At 41.2% G+C, this 14,489-nt stretch carries 14 protein-coding genes and 1 tRNA gene; 3 read left to right on the forward strand and 12 right to left on the reverse strand.

Features of this window, described 5'->3' with window-relative positions; all coding sequences use genetic code 11:
- Positions 1-84: 84 nt before the first annotated feature.
- The 12 genes from LI162_RS11105 to murB all read right to left on the reverse strand — a co-directional run bounded on the left by LI162_RS11105 (position 85) and on the right by murB (position 10,807).
- Complete coding sequence (locus tag LI162_RS11105) at positions 85-1,203, reverse strand: glycoside hydrolase family 172 protein (RefSeq protein ID WP_015528646.1); 1,119 nt, start codon at positions 1,201-1,203, stop codon at positions 85-87.
- A complete protein-coding gene (locus tag LI162_RS11110) occupies positions 1,187-3,361 on the reverse strand; it encodes a hypothetical protein (protein ID WP_015528645.1) in 2,175 nt (724 codons plus the stop codon). The genes LI162_RS11105 and LI162_RS11110 overlap by 17 nt, the downstream gene beginning before the upstream one ends.
- 16 nt (positions 3,362-3,377) lie before the next feature.
- Positions 3,378-4,202, reverse strand: a complete 825-nt coding sequence (locus tag LI162_RS11115; protein ID WP_015528644.1) for a PTS system mannose/fructose/sorbose family transporter subunit IID — start codon at positions 4,200-4,202, stop codon at positions 3,378-3,380.
- Positions 4,199-4,987 (reverse strand): PTS mannose/fructose/sorbose/N-acetylgalactosamine transporter subunit IIC, encoded by a 789-nt coding sequence (locus LI162_RS11120; protein ID WP_015528643.1) that lies wholly within the window; start codon positions 4,985-4,987, stop codon positions 4,199-4,201. The genes LI162_RS11115 and LI162_RS11120 overlap by 4 nt, the downstream gene beginning before the upstream one ends.
- A 28-nt stretch (positions 4,988-5,015) precedes the next feature.
- Positions 5,016-5,501 carry a PTS sugar transporter subunit IIB gene (locus LI162_RS11125; RefSeq protein WP_055147940.1) on the reverse strand — a complete coding sequence of 162 codons (486 nt, stop codon included), beginning with the start codon at positions 5,499-5,501 and terminating at the stop codon, positions 5,016-5,018.
- A 24-nt stretch (positions 5,502-5,525) separates the two neighbouring features.
- Positions 5,526-5,954 (reverse strand): PTS sugar transporter subunit IIA, encoded by a 429-nt coding sequence (locus LI162_RS11130; RefSeq protein WP_055147943.1) that lies wholly within the window; start codon positions 5,952-5,954, stop codon positions 5,526-5,528.
- 436 nt (positions 5,955-6,390) lie between these two features.
- Positions 6,391-6,462: transfer RNA gene (locus LI162_RS11135), tRNA-Glu, on the reverse strand.
- 237 nt (positions 6,463-6,699) lie between these two features.
- Positions 6,700-7,635 carry a diacylglycerol/lipid kinase family protein gene (locus tag LI162_RS11140; RefSeq protein ID WP_195942422.1) on the reverse strand — a complete coding sequence of 312 codons (936 nt, stop codon included), beginning with the start codon at positions 7,633-7,635 and terminating at the stop codon, positions 6,700-6,702.
- Between the two features lie 163 nt (positions 7,636-7,798).
- Positions 7,799-8,053, reverse strand: coding sequence for an HPr family phosphocarrier protein (locus LI162_RS11145; RefSeq protein WP_015528640.1), 255 nt, complete (start codon positions 8,051-8,053; stop codon positions 7,799-7,801).
- Positions 8,050-9,009 carry a DNA-binding protein WhiA gene (whiA, locus tag LI162_RS11150; protein ID WP_055147949.1) on the reverse strand — a complete coding sequence of 320 codons (960 nt, stop codon included), beginning with the start codon at positions 9,007-9,009 and terminating at the stop codon, positions 8,050-8,052. Before whiA ends, LI162_RS11145 begins: the two co-directional genes overlap by 4 nt.
- Positions 9,010-9,021: 12 nt before the next feature.
- Positions 9,022-9,900, reverse strand: coding sequence for an RNase adapter RapZ (gene rapZ, locus LI162_RS11155; RefSeq protein WP_117827412.1), 879 nt, complete (start codon positions 9,898-9,900; stop codon positions 9,022-9,024).
- 1 nt (position 9,901) lies between these two features.
- Entirely contained in the window at positions 9,902-10,807 is a 906-nt protein-coding gene (gene murB / locus LI162_RS11160) for a UDP-N-acetylmuramate dehydrogenase (protein WP_195942421.1), read from the reverse strand.
- 196 nt (positions 10,808-11,003) lie between these two features.
- On the opposite strand from murB, the gene LI162_RS11165 reads away from it, so the two are divergent.
- The 3 genes from LI162_RS11165 (at position 11,004) to LI162_RS11175 (ending at position 14,393) form a co-directional block, all read left to right on the forward strand.
- Positions 11,004-12,329, forward strand: a complete 1,326-nt coding sequence (locus LI162_RS11165) for an HlyC/CorC family transporter (protein ID WP_081016886.1) — start codon at positions 11,004-11,006, stop codon at positions 12,327-12,329.
- Positions 12,330-12,438: 109 nt separating this feature from the next.
- Complete coding sequence (locus LI162_RS11170) at positions 12,439-13,215, forward strand: N-acetylmuramoyl-L-alanine amidase (RefSeq protein ID WP_227156623.1); 777 nt, start codon at positions 12,439-12,441, stop codon at positions 13,213-13,215.
- A 152-nt stretch (positions 13,216-13,367) separates the two neighbouring features.
- A complete protein-coding gene (locus LI162_RS11175) occupies positions 13,368-14,393 on the forward strand; it encodes a branched-chain amino acid aminotransferase (protein WP_117541593.1) in 1,026 nt (341 codons plus the stop codon).
- The last annotated feature ends 96 nt before the right edge of the window (positions 14,394-14,489 follow it).

Here is a 14,489-nt window from a genome sequence, read left to right on the forward strand (position 1 = left end):
ACACTTTTCTTTTCCATCTCATGGCTTTTTGTCCCGGGGATTACTGTTCACATGTTAACCTGTGAGCAGTAACTCCCGGCATTCTTACCTCGGCAGACGTGCTCTTCTGTCCGGAAATGCCCGGTCAAATCCTTCTGCAGAATCCTGATACCAATAAGCCACTGTTGCCACATCGTCCGAACGTTCAAACAATGACAGATCATCATTTCCAATCTGCTGCAAAGTTACTTTGATATCTTCTGAAAATGCGATTGGATCCAGAATATGCCAGCGGTACAGACCATGGCGCGGCAGACTGTCATCACCAAATGCATGTACTGCATTTAATTTTCCTGTTTCAAACCGTACACGTGTCTTGTCCTTTGTCTCATAAAACGGATAACCTAGAAACAGTGTGGAATAGTTCTTAACGGAAGGTCTTCCCAGCTCATCTTTCTGATGAAATGCCCACGCACCTCCGAAATAGTCTTCAGAACCTGTGGAGGATACTGTCGGGAATTCTTCATCTCCATCCAGATAGAACTTAAATTCACCCTCTCCCCACCAATATCTTTCCAGTGCAGTCAGCGCAAGAAATGTTCCTACATAATAGCCTTTTCCTTTAATCTTATCCAGTATCACGTAATCTTTTGCCAGTTCTGTTTGTCTTTCCCGTTTCCAGTATGCGTGGAAATACAGAGTGTTTTCCGGCAGACTGTCTGTCTCCGCATAATTTACTGTATAGAAAAATGAAGTAATGTCTTTCGGATGTTCATTTGTAATGGTAATTCTTGCTCTCTCACGAAACGGCATTTCAAAATAGCTGTTCATACCGCCCGTTGGATTTACTACGATCGGCAGAGACGCAATGTCACATCGTTCACCGAATCCGTTGCAGAAGAAATCTCCCAGTGGAGCTTCTACCGCCGGAGTGCTGCTGTTGTCCCAATAGATTCTGAGTACAACATCACGCATAACAAAACTTCCCTTTTCTGTATTTTCACGAATCGTCATCCAGATATGACGAATGATTCCCGGTCCTTTTATATCTGCAATGACCGTCTCTTCTCCCATTGGAAGACGGATACTTCCTCTTCCTTTTCTCTGCGGTCCGAGTGCACTGTCTTCCATGCATGCTCTTCCCTTTTCTCCCGTCGGATTTTCCGGAGATACTGCTCTTGACCGCTCGCCCTTAAAGGTTGTGATATTATTTAATAAATTCATAATCCTGACTCCATTTCTCTTCGTTGTTTGGGGGAATTAATTTCTTCTGATTTTTTTTCATTTCTACATAAACCGGAAATGTACTTCTATTTTTCATAGAAAACTCTGCCATATGATGCTCATACCGAACCGAAATATCAAATCGGGCATTTCCTATCCGCATATTTTTCCAGCAGAATCCGCCGATAAACCGCTTAGGATGGATTCTGAACACCGCCTTCGGCGCATCGTATTCGATTCCGAGAAATTCCGTGATAAAAAGGATAAAAAAGATTCCTGCACCCCATCCACATTTTCCGCAGCTGTTCATTCTCACAACATCACCGGTCTGCGCTCCGATCTTATACGGCCACCACCACCAGGAACCATCCAGGTCTGTCAGTCTTTCTAACTCACGAAATCTACCTTCGTCTCCTGACCAGCTTTCTTTCTCTGCCGCACCGTTTAAAATCGAAATATATCCCGGAAATGTTGCCCCGGACTGATTTCCCCACTTGATTCCTCTGCTCAGTTCACTGTAAGTAGGATTTTCTCTGCTTCCTGTAAACTGACCATACTGCTTCAAAGTATCCTGCTCTTCACTTTGATATTTGTAGTATTTCATCAGGGTTGTATCCGATTCTTCCCCATCATGCATTCTGAGACAAATTTCTCCGTCATGGTTCACATCTGTTATAAACTGAAGCCCCTGGTCCAACATCTCTTTCTGATACTTTTCTGCAGAATCACATTCCTTCTTTTCCTCTGCGATTCCACTGATTCCTTCCAGATACTGTGTTCCAAAGAGCCCCTTCGCAGTCATATACCGTTCGATATCTTTTCTTGTCTTTCCTGCTTCACTTCTCAACATTTCCGCATAACTTTTCTCTCCGAAAACTTCTTCCGCAATTCTTGCTAATGCCATAAAACTGCGGTACATACAGAGATTGGTTCCTGTATGATACTTTCCCAGTGCATACGCATCGGAAATCCACGTTGTACGATACAGATAAGGCTCATTTTCCTCACGGCTTTCGAGAACCGTCTGAAGAATTGCTTTCATTTTCTTATAGAGCTTTGGATGCTGTTGGAAAAATTCTTTCTCACCGAAATACTCATAATATGCACCGGAAAGCATGATCACAGACAACGAATTGCTCAATGAATGAAAGACGCCGCCTTCGAATTTAGTTCCTTTATATTTGATTCCATATTTTGCAAACCAGAGAATACATTTTTTACAAAGTTCCGGCTCTGTCAGTGTAAACGGCAGACTGGAGTAGTACATGTCTTTATTCCATACATGTGGTGTGACCGGATACGTTCCCCAGTTGGAACCCAGAATTTCATTCTCGCCTGACATTGCAAACGCACCAAACGCCTGCTGGTATGCTCTCTGCAAAAGCATTCCTGCCATCGCATCTTCTTCCATCTTCAGTTCTCCTGTCAATGACCGGAAATACTGTAACGTCTGTTCCATCCAGAAATCCGTATCTTTACTTAAAAACATTTCTATATCCTGATACCGGTTCGGATCTCCAAACAGAAGTGAAACCCGTTTCTGCTCCATTGGCTGCAGTGTAAAGGAAACATCCTGATACGTTCCACTCTCCGCTGTTATCATCAACACATTTCTTGTATCCGAATATTTCTTTTCATACAAAGCAGGGAGACAGACCGTCATCTCTGCCGCCTCTCTGCCTGTATTTTTTACCGTTACTTCATAAAGAAGACAACTCAGCCGTTCTCCTTTTGCTGTAATCGGTGCTGTGGCAAGAATCGTGACTTCTCCCCACGGAAAATAATGCCTGCAGCGTGGAAACAGATTTTCTGCCAGATCCATCTCCACATATTTTGTATGTTCACATAATTTTTCTGTCTGTCCATTCCATTTTACAGAAACAGACAACTGATGTTCCTGCACAAAATCCTTTGCCACCCACACCCCCGGCTTACTTTCCATCAGATAATTTCCGTGAAAAAATGTAATATGTCTTATCGTTCCGAATTCATCCAGATTCGCCTGTACTTTCTGATTGGAAACATCAAAGGAAAATGTATCATCCGGTAGTTTTTTTCCATAATAACTCACCTGATTTTCCGTGCTGTATTTTCCGTCTTTTACTTTTACCTGAAAAAACGGATTTCTTTTACTGTCTCTGATACGATTTCCTGTCATAACTTTTCCTCCTGCCTTAGCAGATTCCGAGAACGGATAATATAATTCCCAATGCAACAATTCCAAAGATCAAAACAATGATATTTACTTTCTTCTTTAACAGTTTAAAACATCCAAATGTAAGCAAAAGCGGTACAATTCCGATAAAAATACTGTCAAGAGAAGACTGTACATCCATTACGGATTTTCCTTTCATCGTAAAATCAAGAATTGTCGTAAACAGAACCGTTTTACTCGTCATCGCTCCGACCATGATCAGTCCGACAATGCCCGCTGCCTTCGTCAGAATCTCCATCATTCCGTTAGAATAAATCTTTTCTATGTATTTTGCGCCAAGAGAATATCCTAAAAACGCTCCATAGTAACGGCACAGGTAGTTCGGAATATTAAATGCAAGAAGGAAAATCAATGGTGCAAGCACATTTCCTGCATTGGCAAGTCCGATTGCAAGTCCGGCTGCAACAACACGCCATACGCCCCAGAATAAGGAATCGCCGATTCCGGCCAGCGGTCCCATCAGACTCAGCTTGATTGAGTTAATGGATCCTGCATCAAAATCTGTTTTTTCACTGTTCTCTTTTTCCATGGAGCCTGCAATTCCCATTACAAAAGATGCCATCGGAATTGTCGTACTGAAATATTTCACATGACGTGTCAATGCTTCTCTTCTTTTTTCTTCGTTATCTTTATAAAAATGATTGATAAACGGAATCATGGAATAGCAGAAACCGCCTCCTCCCATGGTAACCGGATTTACTGATGCATACATTGCTCCGGATCTCCAGAACATTTTTCTGATTAATTTTTTCTCTTCCTTACTGACATTATTCATTAATTTCATGCGAAAAAGTCCTCCTCTTCACTCGTTTTTTCTACCGGTGCCGCCTGATTGTTCTTTAACTGCATATCACGCTGTGCTGTCACAACCGCAATAATTGTTCCCAATACTGCAATTGCGATCAGTGGAAGATCCAAATATGCTACGAGAATAAATCCCAGCAGGAAATAGATTGCAATCTTATTATCCCAGAGCATCTGCAGAAGCATTGCCATACCAACTGCAGGAAGCATATTTCCCGCTACCGTCAGACCGTTCATAATTACATCCGGTATCATTTCCAGAATACGCTGAACAGCATCCGAACCAAACAATACTGCAAAAAACGGAATCAATGCATATAACGCATAATGTACGAACCATAAACCAAAATGAAGTATTGTAATTTCTTTATCTTTTCCTTCTTTTGCAAGTTCTTCAAATTTCGGTGCGCACGGACCAATCACAAAAGAGAAAATAAAGTTCATTAACTGTAATCCAAGCACTGCCAATGGGAAAACGATTGGAATAATGGTTCCGACATTTCCTCCGAGATTAATTGCAAAAGCAGTTGCAAGTCCGGCTGCAAGTGCCGGTTCTGCTGTACTGGATATTCCGATGTTTACAACTCCCATAAAAATCGACTCCAATGATGCACCTACAATAAGTCCTGTCTGCACATCTCCCAAAAGCAGTCCTGCCAGCGGTGCCACTACGATCGGTCTGCTCAACATTGCCATTCCAAAAAGTTCATGTCCTGCAACTCCCACAAAAACAGCGAGTGCTACAAAAAATGCATCTAACATCATGATCTCATCCTCCTCTATCCTATTTTAATCAACATCCCTTTAATATTGCAGATGCCATTTTCTTTTCCATCGCCGGTGTTCCCTGGAAAAATGTGTCCGGATAAAGCTCTGTCAGTTCTTTCAGTGCTTCCAGTTCGTCTGCTGTCAGCATAACTTCTTTTGATAAGATTTTCTTTTCTCCGGATGTCATTTTACCGGCATTTCCGATATTTACCATTTCAATATTTTTGTAACGTTTACACAATGTAACTGCATCTTTTACCATCGGTACAAGTACCATCAGACGCATAGACTCTGAACGTGGATCATCCAGAATTGTTGTCACATCTTCTACCGACTTGATGATACATTTGATTCCTTCCGGCACTGCCATCTTTAATGTCATTTTCTGAATCTCATTTGATGCAGCCTCATCACTTGCAACTACCAGTCCATTCAGTTTCAGTTCCTTTGTCCATGTCATTGCAACCTGTCCATGAATTAATCTCTCATCTACTCTTAAACATACAATCATCTTTTTTCTCTCCTTTTCTTTTTGTTATGCTAAGAATTCTTCCTCTTCTTTCTCAGTTCCGCTGTCCGTTACTTCTACCCGAACGAGCATCATATTTTTTCTGGACTCTTCTATAGAATCCAACAATTCTTCCTCTGTGACTTTATCCTCGTTCATTGCCAGTTCCAGAAGCAGCGGCAGATTGAATCCTGCTATCAGAAATACATTTTTTTTCTGTGCGTACGGAACGATTTTCTGATTGACACTTCCACCCATCAGATCTGTACATACGATTACCTGATCTTCATCACTAACTTCTGAAAAATATGCTTTCAGTTGTTCATCCACATTGTCATCCGGATTTACATATGCAGTCAAACAAGTAATATCTGCAACGTTTCCTATGAGTAATTCTAATGTGCTCTTCGCCCCTGCTGCCAAAGTTCCATGTGTTGCGAATAAAAATTTTTTCAATTTTTTCTTCCTCTCTTTCTTTTCTTTCTGCCCTTATATACTGCAAGAACTGTGCCAACTTTTTCTTCGACACTAAAAAAGCTCCTAAAATCAAGGCTTTTTTATTAAAAAAGTTTTTTTATCCTATAGTGTCCAACATAACTCTGTCTATGTATTTACAGACTTTCGACACACACTCTAGTAATAATCAAAAATGCCCTGACATTGTTCTTCAGATGCACACACACATGAATTACCTGCCAAGGCATTTTTATTCTTCTTTTTCCTTTTATTCGCTAGTAAAGTGATCGCTTGAAATTCTCTGAGGGGAATATGTTCAAGATTTCCTCCTTATAATTTTTTGCAAAAAATGTGCCGAACGCACGTTTGATTCACTAATTGATTCACTTATGATTTTCAAGCACAAAAAAAGCTCGTAAATACGAGCTTTTTTCAGTGACTCCGAGGGGAATCGAACCCCTGATTCCAGCGTGAGAGGCTAGCGTCTTGACCGCTTGACCACGGAGCCTTATTCATTTTTGTCTGTGTCTTTTTCGTTACCGCCACAAGACAATAGTTATTATATACCAGGCTTTCAGAAAATGCAACCCCTTTTTTTAATTTTTTTCAAAAAATTTTTACTTTTCTTTCAAATTGCCGTTTTTCCTTGATTTTACGCGGTTTTCGGCAATTGTTCAACAAACTTCAAATTCAAAAAAAGGGGTGATTTTCTAAAATATCACTGAAAATATTTCAGATTATGTGTTCAGACTTCATCTGCTTCCACTAACTGTTCACTCAGATCTTCTACGGCTTCTTCCTTGACCATAATCTGAAGTGCCTGGTTTTTATTCTTAATTACAACTTCTTCATGAGTACCGCCGTACTCTCCATCCAGAGTCCATGGAATTGCCTCAACAGATTCAAAAAGGACTTCACCACTCTTGAAGGAGTATATTCTGTCTGAATTAATCTGACGCATCACAACTGCCCCAATCAGTTCGTTCAACTCGACTGGATTCTTTGGTGTTTTAAAGAGTGTCACCTCAAAAACGCCATCATCAAAAATAACATTTTCTCCTGTGATTCTTTTGAATCCTCCTACAGAGCGTGAATTTGTCACCATTCCAAAGATAAACTCATCTTCAATCGTCTCTCCGTCATGTGTGACTTTGATCTTATAAGACGGAATATTGAACAGTCTCTTGGTTCCTTCCAGAATATAAGCCATATGACCAAGAATATTCTTCATACTCTGCTTCGTCTCATATGACACGTCTGTGAAAATGCCAAAGGCTGCAATATATACGAAGTAGTCATCGTTAAACTGACCGATATCAAAGGAAAATGGTGTTCCTGTTACAATTGTATCTGCGGCCTCCAGCATATTCTTGGAAATATGCAGACTACTTGCAAAATCATTCGTTGTTCCGGCCGGAATATATCCGATTGGCGTCTTATTTTCTCGCATCATCATACCGGTCACGACTTCATCCAATGTACCATCTCCGCCACTACATACCACGAGATCATATTCTTCTTTGTACTCACTGACTTTTCTTACAGCATCCTGACTTCTTTGTGTAGGATAAACCGTCACCTCATATCCGCCCTTCACAAATGTGTCGATCACATCTGAAAGTTTCGGCTTCAGAAGTCCCATTCCTGAATTCGGATTGTAAACAAATAGCATTCTTTTCATAAACAAATACCTCCTTATTCAAAAATCATTTGTGTTCACATCAGCTGCAAACTCTCCCCCATAGAAAAAGATGGCTGTACTCCTCTTCAAAGTACAGCCCCTCTATATTCATTTGTAATCACATGGTTATCTCTCTGTGACTTCAATTACCATCTTATTGTTATTATACATTAGCAAAGAATGTCTTAATGCCTTCAGCTGCTTTCTGCTCGTCCTCGCCGTCTGTCACAACGGTAATCTCCTCGCCTCCGATCAGATTCAGACTCATCATACCCATAATACTCTTTGCATTGATGTTCTTCTCGGCTACCTGAATGTAAACTTTGCTCGCATACTGGCTGGCTTCCTGTACGAGAAGGGCGATCGGCCGTCCATCAAACCCTGGGTCCGCTTTCACTACAACAGATGTCTTAATCATAATAATCCTCCTTGTTCTTGCCGAACTTTGTCTGCCATCTCACTCAGCTTACGCAGTCTGTGGTTGATACCCGATTTTCCAACCGGAGGATTCAGGGATTCTCCTAGTTCCTTCAATGTTGCTTCCGGATGCTCGAGGCGGGCAAGAGCGGCCTCGACTAATCCTTTCGGTATATTCTCAAATCCTATCTGATCTCTCAAATATGTAATATCTTCCAGCTGTTTCACTGCTGCTGATACTGTCTTATTAATATTGGCAGTTTCACAATTCACTTTTCTGTTCACAGAATTTCTCATCTCCTTGAGAATTCTTACATTCTCAAGTTCCATTAATGAGACATGTGCCTCCATGATATTCAGAATATCTACTATCTGTGCTCCTTCTTTCAGGTAAACAACATACGACTTTTTTCTGAGCACGATCTTTGCGTCCATAGAAAAACTGCAGATCAGATCACAGATCTGATGTGCCATCTCTTCTGTGGAACAGACAATCTCAAAATGATATGCCTTGTTCGGATCACTCATAGATCCGGACGCCTGAAACGTTCCGCGGAGAAATGCTCTTCGACAACAAACCTGTTGAACAATCATCGGATTCACGGCATGCAACTCTTCCGCATTCTCCTGCTGTTCCCCTATCATCTTCGTAGCCTGTAAGATACGTATCGCATCTTCATGCTTTTTTACGATAACAGAATAGGTCTCTGTCTGCTTCTTTATATTTCTCCGAACGGAAATATCACTCCTTATATTAAATGTTTTTTCTATTAATGTAAAGACCTTTCTTGCAACTAAAATGTTTTCTGTACGAATCTTGATACTGCACCGGTCAAAACTATTGATTACAACCGTCCCGCACATGCCAATAAAAGCCGTCAGTTCCGCAATCTGGCAATGTCTGGCTGAACTGATGTTCCTTGCAAGCTCTTCCTTCACTTTTCCAGAAAATGACATATTTTCCACCTTTTACTTTCTCTTTGTGATACTATCCTTCCCAATATCACGATGTTCAATACGGACGCCATAACTTTCCTCTGTCTCAAGCGTGTGATATAACGCATTTGCCAGCGTTACAGATCTATGCTTTCCGCCAGTACATCCAATTGCGATCACAAGCTGGTTTTTTCCCTCCAAAATATAATTTGGAATCAGAAATTCAACCATGTCTTTTAATTTTTCAAGGAAAATCGGTCCCTTATCATTCTGCATGACATAATCCTGGACTTCCGGATCATTTCCTGTTTTTTCTTTCAATGTATCAATATAGTACGGATTCGGAAGAAAACGCACATCGAATACAAGGTCTGCGTCCTGCGGAATCCCGTATTTAAAGCCAAAGGACATTACTGTGATATAGAGGTTGCAAAAACTCTCACCTTTCACAAAAATCTTCTCAAGTTCAATCTTCAGTTCTCTTGTCAGCATCTTACTTGTATCAAGAATATACGTTGCCTTCATTTTCAAAAATGCGGTCTTCTCACGTTCTTTCGCAATACCGGTATCCACACGTCCCGACCCGCTCAGAGGGTGCTGTCTTCTCGTTTCTTTGTATCGCTTTACAAGTACAGAATCCTTTGCGTCCAGAAACAGAATCTCATATTTGATTCCCTTTTCATCCATTTGCTCAAGGTCTTTCTCTAATCCAGAAATATCCTGTCCGCTTCGCACATCGACTCCCAATGCCACTTTCTTCATTGAAGTTTCTGAATTCTCAATCATCTGCACAAATCCAGGAAACATTGAGATTGGCAGATTGTCCACACAGAAATATCCCATATCCTCAAGCATCTTAAGTGCTGTTGATTTTCCCGCTCCTGACATCCCTGTTACGATAACAAAACGCATATCAAAACTCTCCTATTCTTCTTACTTCCGCTTCCAGACGGACTCCTGAATTTTCTTCTACTTTATCTTCTACCTGACGCATCAGTTCCATAACCTCTGCTGCGCTTGCATTCCCTCTGTTGATCACGAAACCGCAATGCTTTTCAGAGACCTGTGCATCTCCGACCCTGAATCCGCGAAGTCCTGCATCTTCAATCAGTTTTCCTGCGAAATATCCTTCCGGACGCTTAAATGTACTTCCTGCACTTGCATACTCTAATGGCTGCTTTGTCACTCTTTTTTCTTTCAGATCATCCATCACTTCTTTGATCTTCTCCGGATTTCCTTTTTCAAGAGAAATCACTGCTTCAAGAACAATATAATTCTTCTGTTCTACCACACTTGTCCGATAAGCAAGCCCCATCTCTTCTACCGGGATCGTGAGAAATTCTCCATCTGCTGTCATCACTTCCACACTCTCAAGTACCTGCTTCATCTCTCCACCGTATGCACCTGCATTCATGCGAACGGCTCCGCCTAATGTTCCCGGAATTCCTGCTGCAAACTCAAAGCCTGTCAGAGATTCTGACAGTGCTGTTGCCGCAACCTTCGACAGAAGTGCGCCTGCTCCGGCATAAATCTTATTCTCTTCTACCCTGATCTGATTCATTTTCTTAAAAATCTGAAGGATTACGCCACGATATCCCTTATCTCCAACAAGAAGATTACTTCCGTTTCCAATCACTGAATATGGGATTTCCTCCTTTTTGCATAACTCAACAATTGCCTGGATCTCTTCCTTTGATTCAGGTGTCACGAAATAATCTGCCGGACCACCAATACGAAATGTTGTATGTTTCTTCATCGGCTCATCTTTCATTACATTTTCCTGTTTTGTAATAGTGCACAATCTATTGTATAATTCCATATCTATACTCCGTTTCTTCTATATAATAGTATTAAATATTCTTATCAGTCATCAACATCATACACCACCCACTTCATAAAGTAAAGTATATTGCCTTGCCAAACACTAATAAACCATGTATAATGAATGCGTATATCTAAAATTAACCAAGCCTTTTTAGAGGCACATTTTTTAATCAAAGGAGTGAATATTTAAAGTGGACGCAGGTGACACGTACCTATTAATTATACTGTTAATTTTACTATTGTTTTCATCATTTTTTTCATCAACCGAGACTGCGCTGATGTCAGTGAATAAGATTAAACTCCGTTCTCTCGCAGACGGTGGGAACAAACGGGCGGCTCTGGCTCTTGATATCACAGAGAATCACACAGCAAAGATGCTCAGTGCAATTCTGATCGGTAATAATATTGTGAATGTTTCAGCATCTTCTCTTGCCACAACCCTTGCTTATTCATTTGGCGGATACATGGTCAGCATCGCTACACTGATTCTGACAGTGGCAATCCTTGTATTTGGAGAGATTACACCGAAGAATTATGCAACGATCAACGCTGAGAAACTTACGCTTCGTTATATTCCGGTCATCAAGTTTTTTATGACGGTCATGACTCCGGTTATTTTCATCATTAACTTGTTTTCCCGCGGAATCATGCTGATCCTTCGCGTAGATCCAGATGCAGCGAACAAAGCTATGACAGAAGAAGAACTTCGTACAATTGTGGATGTCAGCCATGAGGATGGTGTAATCGAGTCTGATGAAAAAGAGATGATCTACAATGTATTCGATCTCGGCGATGCCAAGGCGAAAGATATTATGGTTCCTCGCGTACATGTTACATTTGCTGATGTCAATAGTACCTTCGATGAATTGATTGATATTTTCCGTGAAGACAAATTCACAAGACTTCCTGTTTACGAAGAGACACAGGATAATGTTGTCGGTATTATTAACATGAAGGATCTGCTTCTTTACGATCATGATACACCGTTCAACATCCGGGATTTCTTAAGAAAACCTCATTTCACTTATGAGTTCAAAGATATCTCTGAACTTCTTGTAGAGATGAGAGATTCTACTTTTAATATTGCAATTGTTCTGGATGAGTACGGTGAGATGGCAGGACTCATCACTTTGGAAGATATTCTGGAAGAAATCGTCGGTGAGATTCATGATGAATATGATGAGAATGAAGATGAACTGATCAAAGAGATTTCTGATCATGAATATATTATCGAAGGCTCCATGAGTCTAGATGATGTGAACGATCACTTACATACAGAACTTAACTCTGAAGATTATGATTCTCTCGGAGGACTGATCATCGAACATCTGGACCGTTTACCTCAGATGGGTGATGAAGTTGTCACTGAAGATGGAATTCGTCTGGTGGTCGAGAAGTTGGATAAGAACCGCGTAGAAACGGTACATGTTTATCTTCCTGAAAGAGCAGATACAGAGGAAGAAGCGGATGAAGAGAATTCAGATCCTTCTGAAACTGACAAACACTCACATGAATAGAACTTTTTGAAATGTCGGCTGCATTATCGCAGCCGGCATTTTTTGACGTTTCACAGGCAATGCGCGCTTTCATATAATATATAGAAGCACAAAATAATGAGGTGATTATATGTCTTATTCTATCATGCTTGATGCAGGTCATGGCGGTCGTGACCCCGGAGCTGTCTATAACGGCCGCCGGGAAAAGGATGACACCTTATCTTTAACGCTTGCCATTGGAGAACTGCTGCAGGAACATGGGATTGATGTACTCTATACACGCACAACAGACATTTATGAATCTCCCTATCAGAAAGCATTGGAAGCAAATGCAGCCGGTGCAGACTTCTTTCTGTCTATTCACCGTAATTCTTATCCAACAGATAATACCGTATCCGGCGTAGAATCTCTGGTTTACAACAAATCCGGTCTGAAGTACACAATGGCTCAAAATATTAATGAAGGCCTGGAAGCTCTCGGCTTCATCAATCTCGGCGTAAAAGAGCGCCCCGGTCTGGTCGTTCTGCGTCGTACACAGATGCCGGCGGTTCTGGTAGAAGTTGGATTTATCAACTCTGACACTGATAACCGGCTCTTTGATAATAACTTTGATGATATTGCGCTTGCGATTGCTGAGGGAATCCTTGATACATTAGAAGAAAACGGAGAAATCAGCAATGCTTCTTCTCTCCCTCACTATGCAGTGCAGACCGGGGCTTTCCGCAGCGAACGATATGCCCGACGACTCCTGAATGAATTAACTGAATTGAATTTTCCTGCTGTTTTGACAGAAGGGGACGGCTTATTCCGGGTAACGGTCGGAGAATACGATACGCTTGACGAAGCTGTAAAAATGGAACGCCGATTGAAGCGTGCCGGATATCAGACAGTTATTGTAACTGTTTAGTTGCAGGATTTTGATTCTTACAATTACATGTCCGTAAAACATTTTCAAAAAACAGAGCGCACTCTTGATTTTTTTAATTGACGGTATTATAATAGCGTTAATTAGAAATCATACGGTCTTTCGCCGCATAAAGGAATGGAGGATTTACTACAATGGAGAAAAAAAACATTGACTGGGAAAATATCGGATTTGGATATATCCCTACAGATAAGCGTTTTGTAGCTAATTATAAAGATGGAGCATGGGATGAAGGTGGTCTCACAGAAGATCCTAACATCGTCATGAATGAATGTGCCGGAGTTCTTCAGTATGCACAGACTGTATTTGAAGGAATGAAGGCTTACACAACAGAGGATGGACACATTGTCACTTTCCGTCCGGACCTCAATGCGAAGCGTATGGTCGACTCAGCGAAACGTCTTGAGATGCCGCCTTTCCCGGAAGATAGATTTGTTGATGCTATTGTTCAGACAGTAAAGGCAAATGAAGCTTACGTTCCACCTTACGGAACAGGAGCAACACTTTACATCAGACCTTATATGTTCGGAATCAATCCTGTAATCGGAGTAAAACCGGCTACTGACTATCAGTTCCGTGTATTTGCCACTCCGGTTGGACCGTACTTCAAGGGCGGCGTAAAGCCACTGACACTGTGCGTATCAGACTTTGACCGTGCCGCGCCGCATGGAACAGGACACATCAAAGCAGGACTGAACTACGCAATGAGTCTTCACGCAATTGTTACAGCTCATGCAAATGGATTTGATGAAAATATGTATCTTGATTCCGCTACAAGAACAAAAGTTGAAGAAACAGGTGGAGCAAACTTCCTGTTTGTAACAAAAGACAACACAGTAGTAACACCACATTCCTCAACAATTCTTCCATCTATCACAAGACGTTCTCTGATGTATGTTGCTGAACATTATCTAGGACTGAAGGTAGAAGAAAGAGACGTATACTTTGATGAAGTCAAAGACTTTGCCGAGTGTGGTCTGTGTGGAACAGCTGCTGTTATCTCACCGGTTGGTAAGATCGTCAACCACGGTGAAGAGATCTGCTTCCCAAGTGGAATGGAACAGATGGGACCTACAATCGCAAAACTTCGTGACACACTGACAGGTATCCAGATGGGACGTATCGAAGCACCGGAAGGATGGCTGAAATATATCGATTAATTTTAAATCAAATAAATATTTTCTATTAGATGTTAAAAGAGGGGCGTGTGAAAAAACGAGAGTTTTTTCATGCGTCCTTTTGCTTATGATTATAAT

The sequence above is a fragment of the Mediterraneibacter sp. 210702-DFI.3.120 genome (assembly GCF_020561005.1).
In the GTDB taxonomy this organism is placed as follows: Bacteria; Bacillota; Clostridia; order Lachnospirales; family Lachnospiraceae; genus Mediterraneibacter; species Mediterraneibacter faecis.